This is a genomic window from Aeromonas sp. QDB03, assembly GCF_027707985.1.
Classification (GTDB): domain Bacteria; phylum Pseudomonadota; class Gammaproteobacteria; order Enterobacterales; family Aeromonadaceae; genus Aeromonas; species Aeromonas hydrophila.
On record NZ_JAPCJG010000003.1, the window covers coordinates 196561 to 223334 of the forward strand.

24 protein-coding genes are annotated in these 26774 nt (G+C 63.9%); 10 read left to right on the plus strand and 14 right to left on the minus strand.

The annotated features are described in order from the left end of the window. Positions 1–176 precede the first annotated feature (176 nt). From PG900_RS10150 to PG900_RS10170, 5 genes are all read right to left on the minus strand, one after another. On the minus strand, positions 177–1244 hold the full coding sequence (locus PG900_RS10150; protein ID WP_011704575.1) for a sulfate/molybdate ABC transporter ATP-binding protein: 1068 nt from the start codon (positions 1242–1244) through the stop codon (positions 177–179). Between the two features lie 22 nt (positions 1245–1266). Continuing rightward, positions 1267–2163 carry a sulfate ABC transporter permease subunit CysW gene (cysW, locus tag PG900_RS10155; RefSeq protein WP_270831409.1) on the minus strand — a complete coding sequence of 299 codons (897 nt, stop codon included), beginning with the start codon at positions 2161–2163 and terminating at the stop codon, positions 1267–1269. Further along, positions 2160–2999 carry a sulfate ABC transporter permease subunit CysT gene (cysT, locus tag PG900_RS10160; RefSeq protein ID WP_005308571.1) on the minus strand — a complete coding sequence of 280 codons (840 nt, stop codon included), beginning with the start codon at positions 2997–2999 and terminating at the stop codon, positions 2160–2162. The genes cysW and cysT overlap by 4 nt, the downstream gene beginning before the upstream one ends. A 279-nt stretch (positions 3000–3278) precedes the next feature. Continuing rightward, complete coding sequence (locus tag PG900_RS10165; RefSeq protein ID WP_270831410.1) at positions 3279–3854, minus strand: RBBP9/YdeN family alpha/beta hydrolase; 576 nt, start codon at positions 3852–3854, stop codon at positions 3279–3281. A 56-nt stretch (positions 3855–3910) separates the two neighbouring features. After that, positions 3911–4912 carry a sulfate ABC transporter substrate-binding protein gene (locus tag PG900_RS10170; RefSeq protein WP_029304545.1) on the minus strand — a complete coding sequence of 334 codons (1002 nt, stop codon included), beginning with the start codon at positions 4910–4912 and terminating at the stop codon, positions 3911–3913. A 209-nt stretch (positions 4913–5121) separates the two neighbouring features. On the opposite strand from PG900_RS10170, the gene PG900_RS10175 reads away from it, so the two are divergent. The 5 genes from PG900_RS10175 (at position 5122) to PG900_RS10195 (ending at position 8376) form a co-directional block, all read left to right on the plus strand. After that, positions 5122–6384, plus strand: a complete 1263-nt coding sequence (locus tag PG900_RS10175; RefSeq protein WP_016349368.1) for an MgtC/SapB family protein — start codon at positions 5122–5124, stop codon at positions 6382–6384. An 80-nt stretch (positions 6385–6464) separates the two neighbouring features. Beyond that, positions 6465–7055, plus strand: a complete 591-nt coding sequence (locus PG900_RS10180; RefSeq protein ID WP_270831411.1) for a sugar O-acetyltransferase — start codon at positions 6465–6467, stop codon at positions 7053–7055. After that, positions 7052–7393 (plus strand): DUF1294 domain-containing protein, encoded by a 342-nt coding sequence (locus PG900_RS10185; protein WP_043168168.1) that lies wholly within the window; start codon positions 7052–7054, stop codon positions 7391–7393. The genes PG900_RS10180 and PG900_RS10185 overlap by 4 nt, the downstream gene beginning before the upstream one ends. Positions 7394–7501: 108 nt before the next feature. Then, positions 7502–7714 carry a hypothetical protein gene (locus tag PG900_RS10190; RefSeq protein ID WP_016349365.1) on the plus strand — a complete coding sequence of 71 codons (213 nt, stop codon included), beginning with the start codon at positions 7502–7504 and terminating at the stop codon, positions 7712–7714. 200 nt (positions 7715–7914) lie between these two features. Further along, positions 7915–8376: a hypothetical protein gene (locus tag PG900_RS10195; RefSeq protein WP_270798107.1), complete on the plus strand. Its 462-nt coding sequence runs from the start codon at positions 7915–7917 to the stop codon at positions 8374–8376. Positions 8377–8449: 73 nt separating this feature from the next. Here the strand turns inward: PG900_RS10195 and PG900_RS10200 are convergent, their stop codons facing one another. The 6 genes from PG900_RS10200 to argC all read right to left on the minus strand — a co-directional run bounded on the left by PG900_RS10200 (position 8450) and on the right by argC (position 14842). Then, positions 8450–9085, minus strand: coding sequence for an FMN-binding negative transcriptional regulator (locus PG900_RS10200; protein WP_270798108.1), 636 nt, complete (start codon positions 9083–9085; stop codon positions 8450–8452). Positions 9086–9212: 127 nt separating this feature from the next. Continuing rightward, positions 9213–10595, minus strand: a complete 1383-nt coding sequence (argH, locus tag PG900_RS10205; protein ID WP_270798109.1) for an argininosuccinate lyase — start codon at positions 10593–10595, stop codon at positions 9213–9215. Between the two features lie 209 nt (positions 10596–10804). Next, entirely contained in the window at positions 10805–12040 is a 1236-nt protein-coding gene (locus tag PG900_RS10210; RefSeq protein WP_011704563.1) for an argininosuccinate synthase, read from the minus strand. Between the two features lie 54 nt (positions 12041–12094). Then, positions 12095–13006, minus strand: a complete 912-nt coding sequence (locus tag PG900_RS10215) for an ornithine carbamoyltransferase (protein WP_268029622.1) — start codon at positions 13004–13006, stop codon at positions 12095–12097. Positions 13007–13031: 25 nt separating this feature from the next. Beyond that, complete coding sequence (gene argB, locus PG900_RS10220; protein WP_016349359.1) at positions 13032–13811, minus strand: acetylglutamate kinase; 780 nt, start codon at positions 13809–13811, stop codon at positions 13032–13034. 23 nt (positions 13812–13834) lie between these two features. Beyond that, on the minus strand, positions 13835–14842 hold the full coding sequence (gene argC, locus PG900_RS10225) for an N-acetyl-gamma-glutamyl-phosphate reductase (protein WP_270831412.1): 1008 nt from the start codon (positions 14840–14842) through the stop codon (positions 13835–13837). A 268-nt stretch (positions 14843–15110) separates the two neighbouring features. Here argC and argE point away from each other — a divergent pair, with 268 nt between their 5' ends. Further along, the gene (argE, locus tag PG900_RS10230; protein ID WP_270798112.1) at positions 15111–16256 is read left to right on the plus strand and encodes an acetylornithine deacetylase; all 1146 of its coding nucleotides are present in this window, start codon (positions 15111–15113) and stop codon (positions 16254–16256) included. Between the two features lie 215 nt (positions 16257–16471). Next, positions 16472–19105: a phosphoenolpyruvate carboxylase gene (ppc, locus tag PG900_RS10235; RefSeq protein ID WP_270831413.1), complete on the plus strand. Its 2634-nt coding sequence runs from the start codon at positions 16472–16474 to the stop codon at positions 19103–19105. A gap of 658 nt (positions 19106–19763) precedes the next feature. Here ppc and PG900_RS10240 read toward each other — a convergent pair. Beyond that, positions 19764–22232 (minus strand): bifunctional aspartate kinase/homoserine dehydrogenase II, encoded by a 2469-nt coding sequence (locus PG900_RS10240; protein ID WP_270831414.1) that lies wholly within the window; start codon positions 22230–22232, stop codon positions 19764–19766. Then, on the minus strand, positions 22232–23395 hold the full coding sequence (metB, locus tag PG900_RS10245) for a cystathionine gamma-synthase (protein WP_270831415.1): 1164 nt from the start codon (positions 23393–23395) through the stop codon (positions 22232–22234). Before metB ends, PG900_RS10240 begins: the two co-directional genes overlap by 1 nt. Before the next feature lie 294 nt (positions 23396–23689). Here metB and metJ point away from each other — a divergent pair, with 294 nt between their 5' ends. The 3 genes from metJ (at position 23690) to PG900_RS10260 (ending at position 25224) form a co-directional block, all read left to right on the plus strand. Next, positions 23690–24013 carry a met regulon transcriptional regulator MetJ gene (gene metJ, locus PG900_RS10250; protein WP_005308521.1) on the plus strand — a complete coding sequence of 108 codons (324 nt, stop codon included), beginning with the start codon at positions 23690–23692 and terminating at the stop codon, positions 24011–24013. A 35-nt stretch (positions 24014–24048) separates the two neighbouring features. Then, the gene (locus tag PG900_RS10255) at positions 24049–24801 is read left to right on the plus strand and encodes an AraC family transcriptional regulator (protein WP_270798115.1); all 753 of its coding nucleotides are present in this window, start codon (positions 24049–24051) and stop codon (positions 24799–24801) included. Between the two features lie 84 nt (positions 24802–24885). Then, on the plus strand, positions 24886–25224 hold the full coding sequence (locus PG900_RS10260) for a tRNA-binding protein (protein ID WP_010635217.1): 339 nt from the start codon (positions 24886–24888) through the stop codon (positions 25222–25224). Positions 25225–25301: 77 nt separating this feature from the next. On the opposite strand, the gene PG900_RS10265 is transcribed toward PG900_RS10260, so the two are convergent. Beyond that, a complete protein-coding gene (locus PG900_RS10265) occupies positions 25302–26573 on the minus strand; it encodes an aromatic amino acid transport family protein (protein ID WP_201886967.1) in 1272 nt (423 codons plus the stop codon). Between the last annotated feature and the right edge of the window lie 201 nt (positions 26574–26774).

Sequence of the window (26774 nt, forward strand, 5' to 3'; positions counted from 1 at the left end):
GTCATCGCCTCCTGCGCTGACCGGCCGGTCGGGGCCTTCCCCGCCGCCTTGTTGTTATCTTGTCTGGCCGCCCGAGCCTGAACTCTGAGCACCATACTGACCCTGTTGTACCCCAGGCGGGCAGACCCCGCCATGGTCACGCTGCTTGCCTGCGCGGCCCGCCAGGGGCCTGCCCCTCAAATCTGGTAATCCGGGTAGAGCTGAGCCTGTTTGGCCACCAGCCGCACCCCCTGGCCCGGGCTGAAGGCGCGGGCCGCCTCCTTGCTCAGCTCGGCTTCGAAGTGTGCACCGTTTGTATCCCCATTGCCACGCAGTTCCACCCGGATGCGCGGCCCCATGGGCAGCAGGCGGGTGATGGTGGCGCTGATGCCGCCCGGCGCATCCGCCGGCAGTATCTCCAGCTCGTGGGGACGGACATAGGCGACGGCCGCGCTGCCCTCCGCCAGCTGGGAGCTGATGGGCCCGCCCAGCAGCTGCTCGCCGATGCCGAGCCCCTGCCCGGCCACCCGGCCGCGAAACAGGTTCACGCTGCCGAGGAAGCTGTGCACGAAGGAACTGGCGGGCTGGTCGTAGACCTCGGCCGGGGTGCCGATCTGCTCGACCTTGCCGGCATTCATCAGCACCACCCGGTCCGCCACCTCCAGCGCCTCCTCCTGATCGTGGGTGACGAACAGGCTGGTGACGTGCAGCTCGTCGTGCAGCTCCCGCAGCCAGCGGCGCAGCTCCTTGCGCACCTGGGCATCGAGGGCGCCGAACGGCTCATCCAGCAGCAGCACCTTGGGCTGTACCGCCAGCGCTCGGGCCAGCGCGACCCGCTGACGCTGACCGCCGGAGAGCTGGGTCGGGTAGCGCGCGGCCACGTGGCTGAGCTGCACCAGATCCAGCAGCTCCTTGACCCGGGCGCGGATCGCCGCCTCGGCCGGTCGCTCGCTGCGCGGCTTGACCCTCAGGCCAAACGCCACGTTTTCGAACACCGTCATGTGGCGAAACAGGGCGTAGTGCTGGAACACGAAGCCGACGTTGCGCTCGCGCACGTGCAGATCCGAGGCATCCTCACCACGAATGATGACGCTGCCGCTGTCGGCCTGCTCCAGCCCGGCGATGATCCGCAGCAAAGTGGTCTTGCCGCAGCCGGAGGGGCCGAGCAGCGCCACCAGCTCACCGTCGTGAAAGTCGAGGTTGATGTCGGCCAGCGCCGCGTACTGGTTGAAATGCTTGTTGAGTCCTTGTACCTGAATGCTCATGGCAGCCTCTTGAATTCGATGATCAGTGAGAGTAAGTGGGCTGGGCACGCAGCCGGGCCAGCAGGGTTTCCCCCAGCAGGGTGAAGATCCCGAACAGGGCCAACAGGCTGGCCACCGCGAAGGCGGCGCCGGTCTGGTACTCGTTGTAGAGGATCTCGATGTGCAGCGGCAGGGTGTTGGTCTGGCCGCGAATGTGGCCGGAGACCACCGACACGGCGCCAAACTCCCCCACCGCCCGGGCGGTACAGAGCAGCAGGCCGTACATCAGGCTCCAGCGGATGCCGGGCAGGGTGACCCGCCAGAACATCTGCAGGCCGCTCGCCCCCAGCATGATGGCCGCCTCTTCCTCTTCCGGGCCGCGCGCCTCCATCTGGGGCAGCAGCTCGCGCACCACGAAGGGCACGGTGATGAAGGTGGTGGCCAGGATGATGCCTGGGGTGGCAAAGATCACCTTGATGTCGTGCTCGCTCAGCCATTCGCCAAACCAGCCGCGGCTGCCGAACATCAGCACGAACATCAGCCCCGCGATCACCGGCGACACGGAGAACGGCAGATCGATGATGGTGATGAGCAGCTGCCGGCCCGGGAAGCGGAAACGGGCGATGGCCCAGGCCGCGGCGATCCCGAACAGCAGGTTGAGGGGTACCGAGCAGAGGGTCACCAGGGCGGTGAGACCGAGGGCACTGAGGGCGTCCGGCTCGCTGATGGCGTGCCAGAAGAAGGCCAAGCCAGGGCTCAGCGCCTGGATGAAGACGGTGGCCAGCGGCAGCAGCAGCAGGGCGGCAAACCAGCCGAGGCCGACCGTGATCAGCAGCCACTTGACCCAGACCGGCTCGCGGATAACGGGGGGCTGGCGCACCGAGGTGGTCGGCGCCGCCTCGCCCGTTGCCAGCGCCAGGCTTGCGTTGGATGCGTTCATATCCGGCTCCCTCCGATACGGGCCCAGCTCCAGGCCTGCAACTTGTTGATAAGCAGTAACAAAATGAAAGAGATCAGCAGCATGACCACGGCGATGGCGGAGGCGCCGGCGTAGTCGTACTCCTCCAGGTGGCTCATGATCATCAGTGGCGCAATCTCCGACACCATCGGCAGGTTGCCGGCGATGAAGATGACGGAGCCGTACTCCCCCACCGCCCGTGCGAAGGCCAGGGCAAAGCCGGTCAGCAGGGCCGGCACCAGGGTCGGCCACAGCACCCGGATGAAGGTCTGCCAGCGGTCGGCGCCCAGACTGGCGGCGGCCTCCTCCTGCTCGGTCTCGGCTTCCCGCAGCACCGGCTGCAGGGTGCGCACCACGAACGGCAGCCCGATGAAGGTGAGCGCAATCACCACGCCGATGGGGTTGTAGGCGAGCTCGATGCCAAACGGGGCGACCCACTGCCCGATCCAGCCATTCGGGGCGAAGATGGCGCACAGGGCGATGCCGGAGACGGCGGTGGGCATGGCGAACGGCAGGTCGATCAGGGCATCCACCAGTCGACGACCGGGGAAGGTGTAGCGCACCAGTACCCAGGCCAGGATCAGGCCGAACAGGGCGTTGAGCAGCGCCGCCACCAGGGCAGCCCCGAAGCTCAGACGAAAGGAGGCGAGCACCCGCGGCGAACCTATCACCTGCCAGAACTCGGCCAGGGTCAGATTGTTCACCGCAAACAGCACCAGCGCCGAGAGCGGCAGCAGCACCAGCACACCCAGATAGAGCAGGCTGAAGCCGAGGGTCGGGCCGAAGCCCGGCAGCACGGAGTAAGAACCAAATCGCATAACGCATCCGTTTGTTATGAAAAACATTAGATACAGCGATTCTGCGCATTCCTGTTTGGGGCAACAAACACCAATAACGCCTTTGCTAAGCACTTTTTTGTCTAACAGCGGCGCACAAGGCTTTTAGAGCCATAAAATGAAAAAAAGGTCTTTTATATAAATAAAAGACCTAAAAATGGAGCGTCGTGCAATGTACCAAGCTATCCAAATCAGACTGTCGTGGTGTCGGGTGCCTGCCCCCCTTCTCTGTTCCAAACCTCTGTGATCAACGCTCGCCGCTCAGCGAAAACTCAAGGCCGCCCGCCGTTCCCACAGCGCCGGCGTCGGCTCCACCACCATCTCGGCCCGTCGATAGAGGGTGCCGAGCAGGTTGAGCCCCTGATTCCACTCGCCGTGGCCGGACTGGGCATTGATGTGGCCCACCTCGCCGGCATCGAACAGCGGCACCTGCCACTGGCGGCTCCAGTACTCGGCCCGCTCAAAACTCATCCAGGGATCGTTGCGGCTGGCCACCAGCTGGGCCGACACCTTGAGCGACCCTGCCAGCAGTTCGTCTGGCAAGCCAAAGCGGGCCGGATCCGCCGGGGCCACGATGAACAGCGAGGCCACCTTGTCGGGCTGCTGGCGCGCCGCCGTGATGGCCGCCAGCGCACCGAAGGAGTGAGCAACCAGGTGGGCCCGGCCGCGCCGGCTGCGCAGCTTGCTCGCCAGCTTGGCGCTCCAGACCGTGAGGTCAGGCCGATCCCACGGCAACCCCACCATCCGCTGCCAGTGAGGGAAGTATTGGTGCCAGCGGCTCTGCCAGTGATCCGGCCCACTGTTGTGCAGACCAGGAACCAGGAGGATCTTGTTCATCTTGGTGCTCCTATCAGCTGGCACAGGGGCCAGTTAAGTTGGCGATGGCCGGCCGCTTAGCGACCCGGCTGGTAGATCTGATCAAACAGGGCGCCCTGGGCGAAGTGCTTCTTCTGCGCCTTGTCCCAATCCCCTTCCAGATCCTTGACGGTGAACAGCGCCAGTTGCGGGAACTGGGCCGCGGTCTCCTTCAGGATCGCCGGGTTGCTGGGGCGATAGTGATATTTGGCGATGATGCGCTGCCCCTCGTCGGAGTAGAGGTAGTCGAGGTAAGCCTTGGCCACCGCCTCGGTGCCGTGCTTCTTGGCCACCTTGTCCACCACCGCCACCGGCGGCTCGGCCAGGATGGAGACCGACGGCACCACCAGCTCGAACTTGTCGCTATTGCCGGGCTGACCCAGCACCAGCAGGGCTTCGTTCTCCCAGGCCAGCAGCACGTCGCCAAGGCCCCGCTCGATGAAGCTGGTGGTGGCACCGCGGGCGCCGGAGTCCAGCACCTTCACGTTCTTGTAGAGATCACCGACGAACTGCTTGGCCCCCTCCTCGCTGCCGCTCTTCTTCAGGGCATAGCCCCAGGCAGCCAGGTAGTTCCAGCGCGCCCCGCCGGAGGTCTTGGGGTTGGGGGTGACGATGGCCACGTCCTTGCGCACCAGATCATCCCAGTCCTTGATCTGTTTGGGATTGTCCTTTCTCACCAGGAACACGATGGTGGAGGTATAGGGCGCCGCATTGTTGGCCAGCCGGCTCTGCCAGTCGGCGGCGATCAGCCCCTGCTTGGCCACGGCATCGACGTCGTAGGCCAGCGCCAGCGACACCACGTCAGCCTCCAGCCCGTCCACCACGGCGCGCGCCTGCTTGCCGGAGCCGCCATGGGACTGGCTGACCACAACATCGTCGCCGGTCTTCGCCTTCCACTCCTTGGCGAAGGCGCCGTTGTACTCCTGGAACAGTTCGCGGGTCGGATCGTAGGAGACGTTGAGCAGGCGGATCTCGGCGGCATTGGCCTGACCGAGGGCCAGCAGGGAGAGCAGGGTCAGGGCGGTCATTCGCAGTTTCATGGGGATACTCCATATCTCGTTGGGTTGAATGCAGCATGCCGCGGGCTTGTTATGCCGAGAACCAAGAAATAACGCTTTGCTTATCTCATTTGCTCATATCAGGAGGGCCCGGGCGCCATTCGCACACTCTGTGAGCCAGGCCGCGCTGGCCCGGTGCCGGCTGTGCCATCATGGAAACAAGGCAGGCAGATGACGAAAAGGAAGTCGTTATGTGGATCAATGCAGAACCCGTCAATGGCGCCCTGGTGTCGCTGGCCATCGGCCTCATCATCGGTCTGGAGCGGGGCTGGCAGGTGCGCCAGCTGGGGGACAACCAGCGCATCGCCGGGATGCGCACCTACGGCCTCATCGGCCTGCTCGGCGGGGTATGCGCCCTGCTGCTGCCCACCCTGGGCCCCTGGCTGCCGCTGCTCGGTCTGCTGGCGGTGGTGACGGGCTGCGGCCTCTCGGTCTGGCTGGCCCAGCGTTGGCAGGGGGAGTTTGGTCTCACCAGCTCGGTGGCCATGCTGCTCACCTATCTGCTGGGGCTGATGTCGGTGCTGCTGAGCCCGAGCGAAGCGGTGGCCTGCGCCGTGCTGGCAGCCCTGCTGATGGGGCTCAAGGGCAAGATCCAGCAGGGGATGCTGTTTCTGAGCGAGACCGAATTTCACGCCACCCTGCGCTTTCTGCTCATCTCGCTGGTGCTGTTGCCGGTGCTGCCCAACGAAGAGATGGGGCCACTCGATGCCTTCAACCCCTTCAAGATCTGGCTGATGGTGGTGGTGATCGCCGGCATCTCGTTCTGCGGCCACTTCGCGGTACGCCTGCTCGGCACCCGCGCCGGGCTGGTGCTCACCAGCATACTGGCGGGACTCGCCTCTTCCACCGCCCTCACCCTGCAGTTTGCCCGCCTCAACAAGGAGCAGGGCGGGCTGGAGCGGCTGCTGGCCACTGGCATCCTGCTGGCGGGGGCCACCATGTGGCTGCGGCTGCTGGTACTGGTGCTGCTCATTCACAGCGAGCTGGCGATGCGCCTCGCAGCGCCCCTGCTGCTGCTGGCGGCCACCGTCTACGGCTTCGCCTTCTGGTTCTGGCGCCAGCGCGAGGAGCTGACCGACGGCCCGGTGCAGCCCCAGACCAGCAACCCGCTCGATCTCGCCACCGCCATCAAGTTCGGCCTGCTGCTGGCACTGATCGGCTTCATGGCCACCCTGCTGCAGAGCAAGGTGGGCAACTCCGGGGTCTACCTGCTGTCGCTGGTCTCCGGCATCACCGACGTGGACGCCATCACCTTGTCGCTCTCCCAGCTCTCCCACAAGGAGCTGGCGCTGGAGGTGGCGGCCCGCGGCATCCTGCTGGCCGGGCTGGTCAACTCGCTGGTGAAGGGGCTGCTGGCCCTGGGGATCGGCGGCCGCCGGCTGGGGCTGCGGGTACTGCTGCCCTACTTCGTCTCGGCCCTGCTGATCCTGCCGCTGATCTGGCCCGGCGCCTGAGCTTGCAGCAAGTGACAGCCTGACGCCGCCAGAGTGCTCGCGTATACTGGCTCCTCTTGGCACATGAGAGGAGCTGTAGCATGGCAAGCGATTGGGACAAGGTACTGGCGGGCGGCGCCCTGGACAGCCAGAGCGAGGAGATAGCGAACGACCGGATCCGTGGTCAGGCGCTGCTGGCACAACTCAACGCCTCCTCGGCCGGTGACGAAGCCCTGCGCCAGCGCCTGTGCGGCGAGCTGTTCGGCCACTGCCCCGACACCTGCTGGATCAGCACTCCCTTCACCTGCGAATTCGGCCGCAATATCCACATCGGCGAGAAGACCTTCTTCAACTTCAACATCACTATTCTCGACGTGGGCGAGGTGCACATCGGCAGCCATGTGCTGCTGGCCCCCAACGTGCAGATCTACACCGCCACCCACACCATGGACTATCTGGAACGACGCAACTGGACCGCCTACAACAAGCCGGTGCGGATCGGCGATGACTGCTGGATTGGCGGCGGCGCCATCATCTGCCCCGGCGTCACCATAGGGCCGCGCTCCATCATAGGAGCCGGCGCCGTGGTCACCCGCGACATCCCGGCCGACTCGGTGGCGGTGGGCAACCCGGCGCGCGTGATCCGCAGCCTGAGCTCGGATGCCCCCCGTGGCTGGGAGCTGGCCCTGTGATCTGGCTCGCCCTGCTTCCCCTGCTGTGGACCGCCTGGCTCGGCCTGGTCGACACCAACTGGTGGCCGCTGGCCATCGTCACCACCATGAGCCTGCTGACGGTGCTGGCCTACGCCCACGACAAGCGCCAGGCCATTCGCGGTGGCTGGCGCATCCCCGAATCCCGGCTCCACCTGCTGGAGCTGTTCGGCGGCTGGCCAGGTGCCCTGGTGGCCCGCCACTGGTTGCGTCACAAGACCCAGAAGGGGAGCTATCGCAGGGTGTTCTGGTTCATCGTGCTGCTGCACCTCACCCTGTGGGGGCTCTGGCTCGGCCGCCCGCTCTGGCAGACGATCTGACGCGGGTCGCAGTGCCCGATTGTCGGCCATTGCAGCCGGCAATCGGGTATGAGACAACAGAAGGCAATCAGGCTGTTTTCTCGTTTGTTCATCGGCAAGGAGTCACTCATGACCATGTGGACCGGTATCGTGCTGATCGTCTTCATCAGCGCACTGTTCGGCTTTCTCAGCAAGCGGGCCCGCTACCAGCTGGGGGATATTCGCATCACCGACCGCCTCGGCAAACAGGACGTGCTCATCAACCAGCTGCAGGAGCGCATCGCCAATCTGGAGGCCATCGTCATCGAGGAGGAGAAGCGCCGCCCATTCAAGGAGCTCTGATCCGGCAAGCCGGGCGGCAAACCGGCCAGCCCCCGGGCTGCAAGGGTTTGCCGCCGCCCCCTCCTGTGCTCACCCGCCTCCTGCCAGGCAAAAACTAAATTCACAGCTGGATCAGTCCCCTGCCATTTTCAGGCTGAATTTTCGCCAAGCTGGCCCATTCCCTGCTCCGTCATGACATCAGTCGTACGGAGAGTGACATCATGATCGCCATCAGCACCCTGCTTCCCCTCGCCTCCCTTGCCCTCAAGCTCGGCAGCAAGCTGCTCGGCGATGGCACGCCACAGGCCAAGGCCGAGCCCCCCGTCCAGGAAGAACGGCTCGCCCCCACGGTGCAGAGCCTGTTCCAGCGGCTGGGAGTCAAGGATGCCAACAGCGAGCAAAACCGCCCCGCCATCAATCACTTCATGGGGGCGCTGATGCAGACCCTGGGTCAGGAGTACTCGGGCCAGTCGCTGTCCCAGGCCATCGACGCCGCCCGCACCCAGCTGGCCGACGGCACCCAGAGCACCCGCCTCGACGCGCTGCAGAGCGAGCTCGACACCCTCAAGGGCTCCCTTGGCAACAGCGACCTCAACCTCGATCAACTGCTCTACGCCTTCAAGCAAACCCTGCCCAACGGCAAGGGGGAAGGCGTCGGCAAGCTGCTCAATGCCAGCGCGTGAACGGGAGTGGAACCATGAAAAACGGCAACCTGGAGGTTGCCGTTTTTGTCGGGCCGGACCTCATGCTGCCACGCTAGGGTAGTGAGGAAGGTGGACTCAGCATTGCCTCAGCCAGCGCGGTCTGCCCGCGCTCCTGCAAGGTATTGGCCGCTCCCAGGCGATCCGCCGCCTCCTTGTTCTGACCCAGTTTGAACTTGCCGACCAGCCCGGTTATCTCGATTTCGATGCCGACAACCGCCTGCACCATGGTTTCGAGATAGTCTCGCGGCGCATCCGCCATCTTCCATGGGGTCGGCTCTCCGGCCTCATGGTGACGAGTCAGATTTGCCAGCAGCCGGCGCACGAAGCGGGCATCGTCGCGGATCTGGATGCGACCGTGAGCATGCACCACGCTGTAGTTCCAGGTCGGCACCTGCTGGTGATGCTCATGCTTGCCCGGATACCAGTTGGGGGAGATGTAGCTATCAGCAGCCCTGAAGATCACCAGCACGTCGTCGCCGTCTTTCACCTCCTGCCAGAGCGGGTTGTTGCGAGCAACATGGGCACGCAGGACACCATGTTCCCCTTCTCCAGCATCCAACTCGAACGGCAGATGGTTGGCATCCAGTCCCTCTTCACCATGAGTGATCAGGGCCCCCAGCGGATAGGCCCGGATCAGCTGGTGCAGGGTCTCGGAGTCGGTAACGGCAAAATGGGGTGGTTGATACATAAAGGCTCCTTGAGCGAGGCATTGGCGTCCATGCAGAAGCCCATTCTTGCGCAATCGGGAGTGGCAGGCGATGGCATAGACATAAAAAAGAGGGCCTGAGCCCTCTTCGTTTTATCCAATTCGGCAATCAGCCGCGCTTGGCCAGCCAAGCTTCGGCGGCAGTCAGGGCTGCCTCAACCTGCTCGCGGGCGACGCCGCCTTTGGCAACCCGCTTGGCGAGGGTCGCTTCCAGCTCCAGATTGGGGTAGACGTCGAACTCGATCACCGGGCTGAAGCGCTGGAACTCGCCGATGGTCAGCTCCTCCAGCGGCTTCTTCACCTGGATCGCGTAGACCACGGTCTCGCCGACGATATGGTGCGCCTCACGGAACGGAATTCCCTTGGCCACCAGATAGTCCGCCAGCTCGGTGGCGTTGGCGTAGCCGCCCTGGGCCGCCGCCATGGTGCGCTCGCCATTGACCTTCAGATCGATCAGCACCAGCGCCGCCATGTCGAGGCAGTCGTGCCAGGTGTCGAGGGCATCGAACAGCCCCTCTTTGTCTTCCTGCATGTCCTTGTTGTAGGCCAGCGGCAGCGCCTTCAGGCTCATCAGCATGCCCATCTGGGCGCCGACCACCCGGCCGGTCTTGCCACGAATAAGCTCCAGCGCATCCGGGTTCTTCTTCTGCGGCATCAGCGACGAGCCGGAAGTGACCGCATCGGACAGCTCGACAAACCCCGCCTCGCCGGTGTTGTAGAAGATGAGATCTTCGGCAAAGCGCGACAGGTGGGTCATGGAGAGGGACGCCACGTGCATCAGCTCCACCACGTGATCCCGATCGGAGACCGAATCCAGACTGTTGCGGGTGGCGCCGGCAAAGCCCATGTCGAGCGCCAAGGCTTCGCGATCGATGGCGTAGGCGGTGCCCGCCAGCGCGCCGCAGCCGAGCGGGCTGGTGTCGAGGCGCTTGAGGGCATCCTGCAGCCGGGAGTAATCCCGCTCCAGCATCTCCACATAGGCCAGTGCCCAGTGGGCGTAGGTGACCGGCTGGGCCCGCTGCAGGTGGGTGTAACCGGGCAGTACCGCGGCCTGATTTTCGCGAGCGGAGGCGACCAGCCCCTGTTGCAGGGCGGTGATGGAGCCGAGCAGCAGCTCGCCCTGGGCCTTGCACCAGAGTTTCAGGTCGGTGGCGACCTGATCGTTGCGCGAGCGGCCGGTGTGCAGCTTCTTGCCGAGATCGCCGACAGCGGCGATGAGCTGGCTCTCGACCCAGGAGTGGATATCTTCGGCGTCCGAGCTCAGGATCTGCTGGGGATCCTGCTGTACCGAGGCGAGCAGCACTTCCATCGCCTGCTGCAACTTGCCCTGCTCATCAGCGGTCAACACGCCCACCTTGACCAGCGCTTTGGCCCAGGCCATGGAGCCCTGAATATCCTGCTCCGCCAGCCGGTAATCAAACCGCAGCGAATCGTTGAACTGCTTGAACCGGCTATCGGCTCCCTGACTGAAGCGTCCACCCCAAAGTGCCATACTGCTCTCCTTGAATGCGTTGTCAGCGGCCCCTGGCCACCGAGCTTGAAATCGTGCCCTGTTTTTCTGCGAGCCTGTTATCTCACAGAAGCGGTCGAGGCGCTGCCGCTCTTGTCACACCCGCCGATGATGGCTCAGGAGCCATGCCCTCAACCTATAGAAGAGGGGGCCATGCCCCCTCAACGGAATCAACGGGTTATCGCGCTTGCTTAGCCGTGGGTGTGATCGCCACCGATGGCCTGGTGCTGCTCCTTCATGGCGCGGATCCGGCTGGCCAGGGTGTAGAGACGGATGAAGCCTTCGGCATGGCTCTGGTCGTACACTTCGTCAGCGCCGAAGGTGGCGAAGTCTTCGGAGTAGAGGCTGTTCGGCGACTTCTTCTGCACCGCGGTGACCTGACCCTTGTACATCTTCAGCACCACTTCACCGTCGAGATCTTCGGCAATGGCGTTGGCAGAGGCGACAATGGCCTTGCACAACGGAGTGAACCAACGGCCGTCATAGACCAGATGGGAGAACTCGGCACCCAGCTTTTCCCGCCAGGCGCGGGTCGGGCGATCCAGTACCAGCTCTTCCACGGCGCGCAGTGCGGCGACCATCACGGTACCGCCCGGGGTCTCGTAGCAGCCGCGGGACTTCATGCCCACCATCCGGTTTTCGGTGATGTCGATGCGGCCCACGCCGTGCTTGCCGGCACGCTCGTTCAAGGTGGTCAGGATCTGGTGCGGGCTGAGCGGCTGGTCGTCAACGGCCACCACTTCACCCTGGGCCACGGTCAGCTTGACGTACTCCGGCTGATCCGGAGCCTGCTCGGCCGGCACGGTCCACTGCCAGACCGCTTCGGACGGCTCGTTCCAGGTGCTCTCCAGCTCGCCACCCTCGGTGGAGATGTGCCAGGCGTTGGCGTCGCGGCTGTAGATCTTCTTCAGGGTCGCCTTGCAGGGGATGTTGCGGGTCTCCAGGTAGGCCAGCAGATCTTCCCGGGAGCGCATGTCCCACAGACGCCACGGGGCGATCACTTTCAGCTGGGGCGCCAGAGCGGCGACCGCACCTTCGAAACGTACCTGGTCGTTGCCCTTGCCGGTGCAACCGTGGGAGATGGCATCGGCCCCTTCCGCCAGCGCGGCCTCGACCATCGCCTTGGCGATCACCGGACGGGCCATGGAGGTACCCAGCAGGTAGGTGCCCTCATAGACAGCGCCGGTCTTCAGGGTCGGGTAGACGTACTCTTTGACGAACTCTTCCCGCAGATCCTTGACGATGCACTTGGTGGCGCCGGAGGCGATGGCTTTTTGCTCGATCCCTTCCAGATCGTCACGCTCCTGACCGACGTCGGCGACGAAGGCGATGATCTCCGCATCATAGTTTTCCTTCAGCCAGGGAATGATGGCCGAGGTATCCAGTCCGCCCGAGTAAGCCAGTACGATCTTGTTGATTCCGCTCATTTACTTCTCTCCATGATGATTCGATAAAAGGGTGTTATTTGGGGTCGGTTGCCGTTATTTGTGCCCAAGCAGGGTCAGCAGCACGGCGTTCTGGATATGCATCCGGTTTTCTGCCTCGTCCATGATGAGGGAGCCAGGCCCGTCCATGACCTGAGAGGTAATCTCCAGCTCCCGGTGCGCCGGCTGGCAGTGCAGCACGTGCTGGATGCCGGTACGGTCGAGCAGGGCCTGGTTGATCTGATAAGGCATAAAGATATCTTTTACCTGCTCCATTGGCGTGTTGTCACCCATGGAGACCCAGGTATCCGTGTAGGCCACGTCAAACCCTTCGATGGCCGCCACGTCGTCGCTGATGTGGATGGTCGCACCGGACTGGGCCGCCAGTGCCTGGGCCTGCAGGAAGATCTGGGTATCCGGGCCGTGGCCTTTCGGGCAGACCAGGGTCACGTCGGTACCCAGGGTCGCCCCCAGCAGCAGCAGAGAGTGGCTGACATTGTTGCCATCGCCGAGATAAGCCAGCTTCACCTTCGACAGATCGGCGTAGTGTTCGCTGATGGTCATGAAATCCGCCAGCCCCTGGCAGGGGTGGTAGAGGTTGCACAGGCTGTTCACCACAGGCACTGTGCCGTGCTCCGCCAGCTCGACCAGGGTCTGGTGATCGAACACCCGGGCGACGATGGCATCACACCAGCGCGACAGGTTGGCGGCGAAATCCTTCACCGACTCCCGCTTGCCCAGCACGCCGTTCTGCTGATCCAGATAGACGCTGTGGCCACCCAGCTTGGCGATGCCGATGTCGAAGGTGACCCGGGTACGCAGGGAGGGTTTCTCGAACAGAGTGACCACGCTCTTGCCGGCCAGCGCCTGGCCGTACTTTTTCGGATCGGCCTTGACCGATTTGCCCAGGGCGATCAGCGCCTCAATCTGGGCTTTGTTCAGATCACTGTCTTTCAGAAGATGTTGCATCGGATGTTCCTTGTTCCGGTGGAGATCAGAGGGTGACTTGGGTGCCGACGGCGCCGCCAGCCAGCAGCTTGAGCAGCTGATCCGGGTAGCGCCAGCTGGCGACACAGACCGGTTTGCCCAGGGTCTCGGCGGCATGCAGGGCGGCTTTCACCTTGACCGCCATGCCGTCGCTGATCACCCCCTTCTCCATCAGATCCAGCGCGGTCACTTTGTCGAGCTGGGGCACCAGCTTGCCCTTGCCATCCAGGATGCCGCTCACGTCGGAGAGCATCACCAGGTCGGCGCCCAGCGCCTCGGCAATGGCGGTGGCCGCCTGATCCGCGTTGACGTTCATCAACTGCCCCTGGGCCGTGATGCCGATGGAGCTCACCACCGGCAAGAAGCCCTGCCCCAGGATCCCCGCCACCAGCGCCGGGTTGCCCGGTTGGCAGTCACCCACGGCGCCGAGTGCCGGGTCGAGCTGGGTCACCTGACAGAGGCCGCCGTCCGCCAGACAGAGCCCCACCGCCGGGATGTCGGTGGCGATGGCCTTGGCCATCATCATCTTGTTGGCGGTACCAGCCAGCGCGCCGGCGATGAAGGGGATCTGCTCGAACGGGGTCACCCGCAGACCGTTCTTCTTGGTGGAGGTGAGACCCAGCCCCTTGAGCAGGTCATCCACCAGGCAGCCGCCGCCGTGCACCAGCACCAGGGGTCTGTGCTGCTCGTCCAGAAAGGTCTTGAGGGTGGCGAACAGGGCGGTCAGCGCCTCGTCGTTCTCGATCAGTGCGCCACCCAACTTGATTACCAGAGTCTGCTTGTCCATCGTTGCGATCCTTCCTTGAGTCCTTAAATCAGGCCGGTGGCCGGTTCAAATCCAAACTTGATATTTATGCACTGTATGGCCTGGGAGGCGGCGCCCTTGAGCAGGTTGTCGATGGCGGATACCACCACCAGCATGTTGCCCTGCTGTTGCCAGGCGAGGTCGCAGTACGGGGTGCCCGCGACACCACGGATGGAGGGCATCTGGCCGGTCAGGCGCACCAGCGGCTTGCCTTCGTAAGCCTTGAGGAAGGCCTGATCCACCTGAGTGGGGGTCACGCCATCCGCCAGCTGCACATAGATGGTGGCCAGGATGCCGCGCACATAGTTGCCAAGGTGAGGCTGGAACAGCACCTCCTTGCCGAGGTGGTGGCTGATCTCCGGCTGGTGCCTGTGGTTGAAGGTGCCGTAGGGGTTGAGGCTCACCTCGCAGAAGCTGGTGTTGATGGCTGCCTTGCGACCGGCACCGGAGACCCCGGAGACGGCGTTGATGATGGGCTGCCACCCCTTGGCAATCAGTCCTGCCTGCTGCAGCGGCTTGAGGGCGCACAGAGAGGCGGTCGGGTAGCAACCTGGCACGGCAATCAGCTGGGCCGCTTTGACCGCTGCGGCATTCCACTCGGCCAGGCCGTAGGCGGCCTGATCCAGCCACTGCTCGCTGTCGTGGGTGAAGCCGTAGTAGGAGGCGTAGAACTGCTGATCCCTGACCCGGAAGGCGCCGGAGAGATCAAACACCGGCAGCCCCTTGGCGAGAAACTTGGGTGCAAGCTCGGCACTCACCTCGTGGGCGGTGGCCAGCAGCACCAGATCGGCCTGGGTCAGGATCCGGGTCATGCCATCTTCGTCCAGCGGCAGCAGCGGCTGATCGAGCGCGCCGACCCACTGGGGATGCAGAGAAGAGAAACGCTTGTGGGCGTCCTGGCTGCCGGCGGAAACATAGAGGCCGAACAGCTTGAGTTGTGGATGGTTCTGGACCAGGGCGGCCAGCTCGGCTCCCGCGTAGCCACTGGCACCGACGATAACGGTGTTAAGCATGTTGAGTATTCCAAGTCAGAGTTCGAGATTCACAGCATGGTGCTGCGGTGCACAAGGGGGTTCGATGCCCCATGCACAAGTGCGGAGGGGCAATTCAGGCGGGTGTGTGTCGTCGGTTATAGATCAGGTGACAGAACATTAACTTTCCCTTACAACTAGAAGCCTTGTCGATGAGCCACGTATTCAGGCAAACTTACAGAATATTCATGCACTCACTTTGCATTTGTATTTTCTAACAGAAACATTCCGGGGAAGCAAGGAGGAGCAGGTGGCCAATCTGGATTTTTTTTCACTCTACAAGAATATTATTGCGATTCCGTCCATCAGCAGCACGGATCCCCGCTGGGATCAGAGCAATGAGGCGGTGATCCGGCTGCTAGCCGACTGGTTCGGTCAGCTCGGTTTTCAATGCGAGGTAACCGCCCTGCCCGATCTGCCGGGCAAATTCAATCTGGTGGCGACGATAGGTCAGGGCGAAGGGGGGCTGCTGCTGGCGGGCCACACCGATACGGTGCCGTTCGATGAGGGCGCCTGGCGCAAGGATCCCTTCAAGGTGACCGAAGAGGGCAACCGCCTCTATGGCCTCGGTACCATCGACATGAAGGGCTTCTTCGCCTTTATCGTCGAGGCGCTCAAGGAGATCGATCTCAAGACGCTCAACAAGCCGCTGCGCATCCTGGCTACCGCCGATGAAGAGACCACCATGGCGGGGGCCCGGGCCATCGCTGCCGCAGCTGAGCTGAAACCCGACTACGCGGTGATCGGCGAGCCGACCGGGCTGGTGCCGGTGGTGGCCCACAAGGGGCACATGTCGGAAGCCATCCGCATTACCGGCAAGAGTGGTCACAGCTCGGATCCCGCCAACGGCATCAACGCGCTGGAGATCATGCACCAGGCCATGGGCCAGGTGCTCAAGCTGCAGCACAGCCTGAAGGAGAAGTACGCCGACCACAGATTCGCCGTGCCGCAACCGACCCTGAACCTCGGCTACATCCAGGGGGGCGACAGCCCGAACCGCATCTGCGGCTGCTGCGAACTGCACATCGACATGCGCCCCACCCCGCAGGTGGGCCCCGACGAACTGATGGGCATGCTCAAAGAGGCGCTCTCCCCCATCGAAATTCACCAGCCTGGCTGCCTGCACCTGCAGCACCTGCACGAGCCGATCCCCGCCTACGCCTGCAACGGCGACTCCGAGCTGGTGCGCGAGGCCGAGCGGGCGAGCGGGCGGGCCGCCGAATCCGTGAACTATTGCACCGAGGCCCCCTTCATCCAGCAGCTCGGTTGTGAAACCATAGTGCTGGGCCCCGGCCACATCGCCCAGGCCCACCAGCCGGACGAATATCTGGATCTGTCGTTCGTCAAGCCGACCACCCGCGTATTGCAGCACCTGATCCGCCATTTCTGTCTCTGAATTGACGGGAATGTAAGTAAGTTACATGACATCGCACCTCGGGACAGGTGATGGAAATACATGTTCTGAATCGGCCTGTTATTTGACCTTGCGCAGACAATCTGGGTAGATTGTCACCCTAAGATGACGGAGCATATGTTGTAATCGCACAACAATAAGTGAGGTCGTCTCTCACCCCGGATGGGTGTCAGGCACCAACAAGATAAGGATGTGGAATGAACGAAAAGTACGCCGCACTACGCGCCAACGTAGGCATGCTGGGTCAACTGCTGGGCAAGTCCATCAAGGATCATCAGGGACAGGCCTTCCTCGACAAGATCGAAACCATTCGCCAGCTGGCCAAATCCTCCCGCAAAGGCAATGAGACAGACCGGGAACGTCTGCTCGATACCCTGCGCAACCTGAGCGATGACGAGCTGCTGCCGGTGGCCCGCGCCTTCAGCCAGTTTCTCAACCTGGCCAACGTGGCCGAACAGTTCCACACCATCTCCCGTCGCTGCGAAGAGCAGGTCTGCACCCCGGATCCGCTGGAGCAGATGTTCGACAAGCTGAAAGCCTCCAACCTGTCGCAAGAGGCCATCATCCAGGCCGTGCGCGAGCTGGACATCGATCTGGTGCTGACCGCTCACCCCACCGAGGTGACCCGTCGCACCCTGATCCACAAGCATGTGCAGCTCAACGACTGCCTCGAGGCGCTGGAGCTCTCCGATCTGCTGCCCCGCGAGCGGGACAAGATCCTCAATCGCATCGAACAGCTGGTCAACCAGGCCTGGCACACCAACGAGATCCGCGAACAGCGCCCAACCCCGGTGGACGAAGCCAAATGGGGCTTCGCCGTGGTGGAAAACAGCCTGTGGCCGGCCATCCCCGAATTCATGCGCAATCTGGACGAACGGCTGCAACACCACCTGGGTGTGCGGCTGCCGCTGGATGCCGCGCCGGTCAAATTCACCTCCTGGATGGGCGGCGACCGCGACGGCAACCCCTTCGTCACCGCCAAGGTGACCGCCGAAGTGCTGGAGCTGGGCCGCTGGATGGCGGTGAGCCTGTTCTACAAGGACATCAAGGAACTCACCTCCGAGCTCTCCATGTCCGACTGCACCGACGCCGTGCGCGAGCGGGTCGGCGATCACCCCGAGCCTTACCGCGCCCTGGTACGCGAGCTGCGCGAACAGCTGCGCGAGACCCAGGAGTTCCTCACCGCCAAGGTGCAGGGCCAGGCGAGCGAGAGCCGGGATCTGGTCAAGACCACCGCCCAGCTGCGCGAGCCGCTGGAGCTCTGCTACCACTCCCTGCACGCCTGCGGCATGGGCAACATCGCCGACGGCATGCTGCTGGACGTGCTGCGCAAGCTGGCCTGCTTCGGCATCCACCTGGTCAAGCTGGACATCCGCCAGGATGGCGAGCGCCACGGCCAGGTCTTCTCCGAGCTGACCCGCTACCTCGGCATGGGCGACTACGCCGAGTGGAGCGAAGATGACAAGCAAGCCTTCTTGCTGAGCGAACTCAACTCCCGCCGCCCGCTCATCCCGACCGACTGGGAGCCGAGCGACGAGACCCGCGAGACCCTGGATACCTGCAAGGTCATCGCCCAGCACGATCCCGATGCGTTCGGCATCTACATCATCTCCATGGCTGGCGCACCGTCCGACGTGCTGGCGGTGCAGCTGCTGCTGAAAGAGGCTGGCTGCAAGTTCCGCATGCCGGTCGCCCCGCTGTTCGAGACCCAGGAAGACCTGATGGCGGGTACCGCCGTGATGGAGCGCCTGCTGTCGGTGGACTGGTATCGCGGCTACATCCAGGGCCGTCAGTACGTGATGATCGGCTACTCCGACTCCGCCAAGGACGCGGGCATGATGGCCGCCGGCTGGGCCCAGTACGCCGCCATGGAATCCCTGGTGGCACTGGCCGAGGCGAACAATCTGCGCCTGACCCTGTTCCATGGCCGTGGTGGTACCGTCGGCCGTGGTGGTGCTCCTGCCCATCAGGCGATCCTGTCGCAACCGCCGGGATCCCTGCGCGGTGGCCTGCGGGTGACCGAACAAGGCGAGATGATCCGCTTCAAATTCGGCCTGCCGAAAGTAGCCATCCAGAGCCTCAACCTCTACACCAGCGCCGTGCTGGAGGGGAACCTGCTGCCACCGCCCAAGCCCAAGGAGTGCTGGCGCGCCGTGATGGAGCAGCTGGCGACCGTCTCCTGCGATCACTACCGCAGTATCGTGCGCGGTCATCCGGACTTCGTGCCCTACTTCCGCGCCGCCACTCCGGAGATGGAGCTCGGCAAGCTGCCGCTCGGTTCGCGCCCCTCCAAGCGCAAACCCAACGGCGGGGTCGAGAGCCTGCGCGCCATCCCCTGGATCTTCGCCTGGACCCAGAACCGGCTGATGCTGCCGGCCTGGCTCGGCGCCCACAAGGGGCTGCAGCAGGCTATCGCCGACGGTCAAAAGGGCGTGCTGGAAGAGATGAGCCGCCAGTGGCCCTTCTTCCGCACCCGCCTCGAGATGCTGGAGATGGTGTTCCTAAAAGCTGACGTCTGGCTGGCCGAGTACTACGACACCCGGCTGGTGCCCAAAGAGCTGTGGGGTCTGGGCAAACAGCTGCGTCAGGAGCTTGCTGACTCCATCCAGGTGGTGCTGGAGCTGCGCCCGCAGGGCGACTTGCTCGACGACCAGCCCTGGATCAAGGAGTCCATCAAGCTGCGCAACCCCTACACAGACCCGCTCAACGTGCTGCAGGTCGAGCTGCTGGGTCGCTCGCGCAACCATGCCGAGACCCTGCATCCCGAGCTGGATCAGGCGCTGATGGTTACCATCGCCGGCATCGCAGCCGGTATGCGCAACACCGGTTGATAGTCGGGGCTATCAAGCTCCCCTCAATGACAAAGGGCGTCTCGGCGCCCTTTGTCATATCTACAGGGCCCACTAGAACCGGGTTGCTGGAGAATCCTTGGTTGTTAGGCGTTGCCATGGAATCGCAGGGTCGATTAACTATCAGGCGCAATCGCTCGCTTTACAGCTTTATAGGATGGTGGATGCAAGCCTGCAGGTCTCGAAGGGGTGTCGCCCGCCCTTCGGGCTGGGGCGAGTGACTTTGGAAAGACCCAAAGTCACCAAAGGTCTTCTCCCCCGCTTCTTCGCCCGACTACGTCGGGTACCTTCGGCTCACCCGCATGTCCGACGGCACGCGCCGACGGGCCATCCATGGCCCGGCGCCACTCGCTCGACATCCTGTCTCGCGACCTGGACAAGCGTACTCGCCTCAGCGAATAAGAGGGGGAACCAATACCGTACCCGTTCTTGACCAGTCTGTGCGGGAGCAATGCCCGTTCATGCTACATGTGCAAGTCCGGTTATTACCTGACTCCTGCCAGCAACCTGTTGAAGAAGCTAAAAAACGGGCCGCTTACGGGATAGGGAAATCAGCCGGCAGACCTAAAAACCTGGCGCTAAACAATAAAATAAAAAGAGGCGCCAGTGGCGCCTCTTTTGCTGAACGGCTTGTTTGCTGTTACAGGCTGGCACAAATCTGCCAGAGATCGTACTGGATGGCGGCGGCCGTCACTTCCCGGCCTGCGCCCGGCCCCTGAATGACCAGCGGGTTGGTGCGATAGCTGTCGCTCTCGATGGCGAAGATATTGTCGCATGGCAGCAGGTTGGCGAACGGGTGGTGGGGCTCCAGTGCCTCCAGCCCGACCCGCGCCTTGCCGTCATGCTCGAAGCGGGCGACGTAACGCAGCACCTTGCCGACCCGGCGTGCCCCCTCGAAGGCGGTCTGGATCGGGTCATCCAACTCCTTGAGCCTGTCCATGAACTGATCCGTGCTCACCTTGCGCAGGGAGACAGGCACCAGGTTCTCCAGCTCGATATCGGCGGAGTCGAGCTCGAAGCCCGCCTCCCGCGCCAGAATGAGCAGCTTGCGGCGCACATCCTGGCCGGAGAGATCCTCGCGGGGATCCGGCTCGGTCAGGCCGTGCTGCCACGCCTCGTCCACCAGCTCGGAGAAGGGGCGAGTACCGTCATACTGCTGGAACAGCCAGGAGAGGGTGCCGGAGAAGATGCCGGAGACCCCCTGAATACGGTCGCCACTCTGGCGCAGCATCTGGATGCTGGACTGGATCGGCAGCCCGGCACCGACGGTTGCGTTGTAGCGCCACTGCACCTGATGGTCGCGGCAGGTCTGCTTGATGCGCTGGTAGAACTCGCTGTCGGCGGCGCCGGCAAACTTGTTGGCGGCGATGATGTGAATGCCGAGCTGGGCAAAGTCCGGGTAGTAGCGGCTCACCGTCTCGCTGGCAGTCATGTCCAGCGCAATCAGGGTATCGAAACCGTGCTGCTCCAGCTGGGCCAGCAGCTCGGGCCAGACCAGCGGCTTGGGATTGAAGTTGTCCTGCACCTTGAGCGGATCCAGCCCCTCTTCATCCAGCAGTCCCCCTTCCGAGCTGAACACCCCGTAGAGGGTGAGCGCCAGGTTCAGTTCATGCTCGAGCCGCGCCTTCTCGCGAGCGTAGAGATTCAGCCAGTGACCGCCGATGTTGCCCTTGCCGAACACCACCAGACCGACCCGGTTCGGGCGGCTGAACAGGGCGCTGTGCAGGGCGATCAGCAGTGGCTCCAGCACCACCTGGCGCAGCACGGCCACCAGGCTCAGGCCGTCTTTGGCCACCTGCACGAACTCCAGCGGCTGATCCGCCAGCAGCTGGTAGAAGCGGTGGCACTGCTCGGCGTTGTCGGTGACGCCGGCCCCCACCAGCGCCACCAGGCTGTAGCCTTCACGCTGGATAAGACCGGTGAAGCTGCCCTGCAGCTGGAAGTCGCGCAGCAGCTCGAACGCCCCCTGCGCCACCTCGAGGGTGTAGGCGAGGCGCAGGATCCGGCGATCCGGCTGACGCTGCAGGGTGAGCGGGTTGAGGCGATGGCGGGCCAGATGGGCCTCGATGGCTGCTACCGTCTGCTCATAATGGGTCTGCGGCAGCACCTTGAGCTCGATCAGGGCAATCTGATCCACCGAGGAGACGATGCGGGCGCCGCCGGAGCGCGGGGCACGGCGCAGGATGTGGGTGCAGCCCTCATCCGGGTTGTAGCTGCAGCGCAAAGTGAGGCGCTGGCGGCTGTCGGCCACTGGCTGCAGGGTGCGCGAGTGCAATACCGAGGAGCCGAGGCGGGCCAGCTCGTTCGCTTCAGCCAGGCTCAGGCGCTCCAGCAGGCGCGCCTCCTTGACCCGGCGCGGGTCGGCGCTGTAGACCCCGGCCACGTCGCTCCAGATGGTGGTGGATTCGCCGTCCGCCAGCAGGGCCAACAGGCTGGCGCTGTAGTCGGAGCCGTTGCGGCCGAGCAGCAGGGAGCGTCCCTCCATGTCGGCGGCGATAAAGCCGGTCACCACGATGCGCCCGGCGTGTTCCGCCAGCCGTGCCTTGAGCAGTTCGCTGGACAGCGCGGTATCCACCTTGACCAAGGCACCATCCTCGGCGCGCAGGAAGCTGCGGGCATCGAGCCAGATGGCCTTGTCGCCGCGACTGGTGAGCAAGGCCGCCAACAGGCGCGCCGACCACACCTCGCCAAAGGCGAGCAGGCCGTTGCGCTCGAAGCGGTCAAACTGCCCCTCAAGCGTCTTGGCGATCAGCTGCATGTCGTCGGCCAGCTGCTGGCTCAGAGCGAGGTGAAGCTCCCCTTCCAGCAGGCCGTCGATCAGGCTCTGCTGATAGGCCTGCAGGGCCGAGATGGCCTCGCCGGCGGCTTCATCCCCGGCTTCGGCCAGCTCCACCAGCTGGATCAGCCGGTTGGTGGTCTTGCCGGCGGCGGAGACCACCACCAGTTCTCGCCCGCCCCCCTGCTGCTCGGCTTGTTGTTCGAGAATGCTGGCGACCCGGCGATAACAGACCGGATCCGCCAGACTGCTGCCACCGAATTTGTGGACGTGACGTCGCTTCAAGCCTGCTTCTGTTGCCACCGCGATCTCTCCTTGTTGCTGCTGTTCCATTACTTCGCCACCTGCTGTGCCTGTGCAAACGCTGCGGCCAGATCGGCCACCAGATCCTCACCGTGTTCGATACCGACCGACAGCCGCAGCAGCTGGTTGCTGATGCCTGCCGCCTGCTGGGCGGCCGGGGTCATGGCCCTGTGGGTCATGCTGGCCGGATGGGCCACCAGACTCTCCACCCCGCCGAGGGATTCGGCCACCGAGAAGAGGGTGAGGGCCGCCAGGAAGGCGCGAATGCCCACCTCGCTGCAATCGAGCTCAAAACTTAGCATGGCGCCGAAGCCGGACTGTTGACGGCGCGCAATATCGTGGCCCGGATGGCTCGGCAGGCTGGGGTGATAGATGCGCTTGACCAGTGGCTGCTGCTGCAGGAAGGCGAGGATGCGGTCGGTGTTCTCCTGATGGGCGCGCAACCTGGGGGCCAGGGTGCGCAGGCCGCGCAGGGTGAGGTAGGAGTCAAACGCCCCGGAGGTGAGCCCCAGACAGTTGGCCCACCACACCAGGGAGTCGGCCAGCTCGTGATCCTTGGCGATCGCCACCCCGCCCACCACGTCGGAGTGGCCGTTTATGTACTTGGTGGTGGAGTGCACCACCAGGTCCGCCCCCAGCGCCAGCGGCTGTTGCAGCAGTGGCGAGAGGAAGGTGTTGTCCACCGCCACCTTGGCGCCCGCCGCGTGGGACGCCTCGGCGATGGCGGCGATGTCCACCACCCGCAGCAGCGGGTTGGAGGGGGTCTCCACCCACACCAGTGCGGGCTGCTGGGCCAGCGCGGCGGCTAGTGCCGCCGCATCCCCCTGATCGACGAACTGCACCCGGTAATGGCCCTTGGCCGCCAGGTACTCGAACAGGCGCCAGGTACCGCCGTAGCAGTCGTGGGGGGCGATCAGCAGATCCCCCGCCTTGAGCAGGGCGGTGGTGACCAGATGAACGGCCCCCATGCCGGTGCCGGTCACCACGGCGCCGGCGCCCCCTTCCAGCGCCGCCAGCGCGTCCGCCAGATTGGTGCGGGTCGGGTTGCCGGAGCGGGCATAATCGTATTGACGGGGCTCGCCAAAGTCGGCAAAGGTGTAGTTGCTGGAGAGGTAGATGGGCGGCACCACGGCACCGTGCTGTGTGTCTGTCTCAATCCCGGTGCGTACTGCCAGTGTGGCTTTATGACTCATGATGCTCTCCTTGGCGCCGTGACTGTGCGATCGTTCTGTCTCGATCTTCCGATACAAAGTACCGCCTGGGTGGCCTTGTGGGTCATGTCACTCTCCTTGATGTCTCTTCACACGCTGGCATGCTGTTTCTGCCACGCGCCATCCCGCCATTGCAGGCTCATGGTGAACCACACTACGCCAGCTTAAAAAGGCCGTCAACACTTCCAGACGTCTAAATGGCTTTGCTGTTGGATTGCCATTAAATTCCTTAAGGGTTAAAATCCGCGCTCACGGCTAAATGAGAACAGGTGGATCATGGGTACAGAGTGGAACGGCGACTACGTCAGCCCCTACGCGGAACACGGTAAGAAGAGCGAACAGGTCAAGAAGATTACCGTCTCGATCCCGCTCAAGGTGCTGAAGGTGTTGACCGATGAACGCACCCGTCGCCAGGTGAACAACCTGCGTCATGCGACCAACAGCGAGCTGCTCTGCGAAGCCTTCCTGCACGCCTTCACCGGTCAGCCGCTGCCCTGCGACGAAGATCTGCGCAAGGATCATCCGGACAGCGTCCCTGCCGAGGCGCGTGCCATCATGGAAGCGCTGGGCAAAGAGATCGAAGATTTCGACGCCGAGTAATCCTGCAGCAGATGCCAAACAGCAAACCCCCTTCGATGACGCGGCCCCAGGCCGCGTCATCGCTATCCGCCCCTTTCAGCCTGCGTCGCTACCAGAGCGACATCTGCAGCCACAGCCACGACCATGCCCAGCTGGTGATCCCCCTCGACGGTCCCATCGAGATCGAGGTGCAGGGCCAGGGGCGGCGGCTTGCACCCGGCTTTGCCTGCATCATCGCCCCCGGTGAGCGGCACGACTATGCCGCCGATCCGGCGCTCTCGTTTCTGGTGCAGGAGAGCCACTGGCTGCCCGGCGAGCTGGGTGAGCGCCCCTTCATCGAGCTGGACGAGGCCCAGCGCCACTACCTCGCCTTCCTGCACCGCATGGTGGCCGAGGGGCGCCACGTGGCCGGCATGGAGCAGGTGTGGCTGGGTCTGCTGGCAGAGGCGCAGCAGGCAGGCTCGCGCGGCCGTGCCCGCCTCGCCCCGCGCATCGGCAAGGTGCAGCGCCATATCGAGGCGCATCTCGCCGAGCCCCTCAGCAACGAGCAGCTGTCCGCCATCGCCTGCCTCGGCCAGAGCCAGTTCAAGCACGCCTTCCAGCAGCAGGTGGGGATGAGCGTCTCCCACTACATCCGGGCGCGGCGCATGGCGCTGGCACGCACCCTGCTCGCCCACACCGCCCTGCCCGTCGGCGACGTGGCCAGCCGCTGCGGTTACCAGAATCAGGGGGCCTTCGCCGAGCGCTTCCTGGCCGAAACCGGACTGACCCCTTCCCGCTGGCGCCAACAAAACGGCCGCTTGCCGTAACCGGGCGGCCGTTTGCCGAAGACGGCGCAGGTCGTTTCGAGGCATGCTGAGGCTCATGCAAGGTATGGGCAACGAGGAGCCAAGATGCAGACCATAAGCTGGCAGGATTTTGAGATGGTGGAGCTCAGGGTGGGCACCCTGGTGCGGGTCGAGCCCTTCCCCGAGGCGCGCCGCCCGGCCTACAAGGTGTGGGCGGATTTCGGCCCCGAGCTCGGGGTGCGCAAGAGCAGCGCCCAGATCACCGATCTCTACCAACCGCAGGAGCTGGTGGGCCGCCAGATCGTCGCCGTGGTGAACTTCCCCCCCAAACAGATAGGCCCGATCCAGTCGGAGTTTCTGCTGACCGGCTTCTACCGGCCGGACGGCGCCGTGGTGATCGCCATCCCCGAGCAGGCGGTGCAAAACGGCGCCAAGCTTGGCTGAAGCCACCACCGGACCGATACAAGAGAGGCGACCCTGGGGTCGCCTCTCTCTTTTGCTTTGCGGCTGGTTGCGCGCCGTTACTTCAGCAGACTGAAGATCAGCGCCGACACCGCCAGCGCGCCGGTCAGCAGAATAAAGCCGTTGGCCCAGCGCTGGCGGAAGCGGGCCAGCGCCTCCACCTTGTAGATGGCCACCACCGGCATGATGAACAGGATCATGGCGATCACCGGGCCGGAGAGGGTCTCCATCAGCCCCAGGATCCCCGGGTTGATGATGGCGGCGCCCCAGATGGAGAAGAACATCAGGGCGATGCCGAGCCGGTCCGCCTTGGCCAGCGACAGGCCGGTGGGCTTGGCGATCAGGCTTTTCAGGCTCTCGCGGGCCCCGAGGAAGTGGCCGAGGAAGGAGGAGCTGATGGCGATGAAGGCGATGAGCGGCCCCAGGGTCACGATCACCGGATTGTCGGTGATGTTGGCGAGATAGGAGAGCACCGAGACGTTCTGGGCCTTGGCCTCGGCCAGCTGGGCCGGCGAGAGGCTCAGCACGCAGGAGAAGACGAAGAACAGCACGAAGCCCACCAGCATGACAGTGGTGTTGCGCAGGATCAGGCTGCTCTTGGCTTCCGCCTGCTCGCCGTACTCCCGGCGCTGCACGTTGGCAAAGCCGGAGATGGCGGCAGCGTGGCTGAAGGCGAACACGGTGACCGGCAGCGCCAGCCAGACGGTGTTGAGGAAGCTGCCGCCCTCCAAGCTGCCCAGCTGCGGCCACTGCCACTGGGGGATCAGGTAGCAGGAGAGCGCCGCCAGGATGGCCGCCAGCGGATAGACCATGACGGCAAAGGCGCGCAGCATCGCCTTCTCGCCGGCCAGCATCACGGCGATCATGGCGAACACCAGCAGGCCGGAGAGCATCACCCGGTTCGGGGCATCCATGCCGAGCTGATTGATCATGAAGCTCTCCACTGTGTTGGTCAGCCCGACCCCGTAGATGAGCAGGATCGGGAAGATGGAGAGGAAGTAGAGCGCCGAGATGAGGCGGCCGGCCATCTTGCCAAAGTGCTCCTGGGCCACCTCGGTGAAGTCGGCGTGGGGGCGCGAAGAGGAAAGCACGAAGCGCGCCAGCCCGCGGTGGGCCAGGAAGGTCATGGGGCCGGCCAGCACGGAGACGATGATGAGGGGCCAGATCCCGCCCAGACCCAGATTGATGGGCAGGAACAGGATGCCGGCGCCGACGGCGGTACCAAACAGGCTGATGACCCAGTGGGTGTCGTGGCGGCGCCAGGGGGTGGCGCTGACGGTGGTGGAGCAGGAACCGGACAGCTCCTTGGTGACGTCTACAGACAAACTCATTACTAATTCACTTCTTGTCAGTGTTTTAATCTGAGTTCATTGTGGTTTATCGGGATTTAATTCTCAAAAATCCACCCTGAAACATATCACTACCATTACGGGCTTCAGCCAGTGAGATTGGGAATGGAATCGGGGTCACATAAATGAATAAAACTTAATTTTGTTAAATTTACGAAATTTAAAACCAAATTTCCATTCATG

Coding starts and splice junctions, on each gene's coding strand:
- PG900_RS10200 (WP_270798108.1), bottom strand. CDS start 9,085: ATGTATCAACCACCCCATTTTGCCGTTACCGACTCCGAGACCCTGCAC.
- cysW (WP_270831409.1), bottom strand. CDS start 2,163: ATGAACGCATCCAACGCAAGCCTGGCGCTGGCAACGGGCGAGGCGGCG.
- PG900_RS10175 (WP_016349368.1), top strand. CDS start 5,122: ATGTGGATCAATGCAGAACCCGTCAATGGCGCCCTGGTGTCGCTGGCC.
- PG900_RS10240 (WP_270831414.1), bottom strand. CDS start 22,232: ATGGAACAGCAGCAACAAGGAGAGATCGCGGTGGCAACAGAAGCAGGC.
- argH (WP_270798109.1), bottom strand. CDS start 10,595: ATGGCACTTTGGGGTGGACGCTTCAGTCAGGGAGCCGATAGCCGGTTC.
- PG900_RS10265 (WP_201886967.1), bottom strand. CDS start 26,573: ATGAGTTTGTCTGTAGACGTCACCAAGGAGCTGTCCGGTTCCTGCTCC.
- PG900_RS10150 (WP_011704575.1), bottom strand. CDS start 1,244: ATGAGCATTCAGGTACAAGGACTCAACAAGCATTTCAACCAGTACGCG.
- PG900_RS10255 (WP_270798115.1), top strand. CDS start 24,049: ATGACGCGGCCCCAGGCCGCGTCATCGCTATCCGCCCCTTTCAGCCTG.
- PG900_RS10190 (WP_016349365.1), top strand. CDS start 7,502: ATGACCATGTGGACCGGTATCGTGCTGATCGTCTTCATCAGCGCACTG.
- PG900_RS10260 (WP_010635217.1), top strand. CDS start 24,886: ATGCAGACCATAAGCTGGCAGGATTTTGAGATGGTGGAGCTCAGGGTG.
- argB (WP_016349359.1), bottom strand. CDS start 13,811: ATGGACAAGCAGACTCTGGTAATCAAGTTGGGTGGCGCACTGATCGAG.
- metB (WP_270831415.1), bottom strand. CDS start 23,395: ATGAGTCATAAAGCCACACTGGCAGTACGCACCGGGATTGAGACAGAC.
- PG900_RS10195 (WP_270798107.1), top strand. CDS start 7,915: ATGATCGCCATCAGCACCCTGCTTCCCCTCGCCTCCCTTGCCCTCAAG.
- PG900_RS10210 (WP_011704563.1), bottom strand. CDS start 12,040: ATGAGCGGAATCAACAAGATCGTACTGGCTTACTCGGGCGGACTGGAT.
- ppc (WP_270831413.1), top strand. CDS start 16,472: ATGAACGAAAAGTACGCCGCACTACGCGCCAACGTAGGCATGCTGGGT.
- PG900_RS10165 (WP_270831410.1), bottom strand. CDS start 3,854: ATGAACAAGATCCTCCTGGTTCCTGGTCTGCACAACAGTGGGCCGGAT.
- metJ (WP_005308521.1), top strand. CDS start 23,690: ATGGGTACAGAGTGGAACGGCGACTACGTCAGCCCCTACGCGGAACAC.
- argC (WP_270831412.1), bottom strand. CDS start 14,842: ATGCTTAACACCGTTATCGTCGGTGCCAGTGGCTACGCGGGAGCCGAG.
- cysT (WP_005308571.1), bottom strand. CDS start 2,999: ATGCGATTTGGTTCTTACTCCGTGCTGCCGGGCTTCGGCCCGACCCTC.
- PG900_RS10180 (WP_270831411.1), top strand. CDS start 6,465: ATGGCAAGCGATTGGGACAAGGTACTGGCGGGCGGCGCCCTGGACAGC.
- PG900_RS10170 (WP_029304545.1), bottom strand. CDS start 4,912: ATGAAACTGCGAATGACCGCCCTGACCCTGCTCTCCCTGCTGGCCCTC.
- PG900_RS10215 (WP_268029622.1), bottom strand. CDS start 13,006: ATGCAACATCTTCTGAAAGACAGTGATCTGAACAAAGCCCAGATTGAG.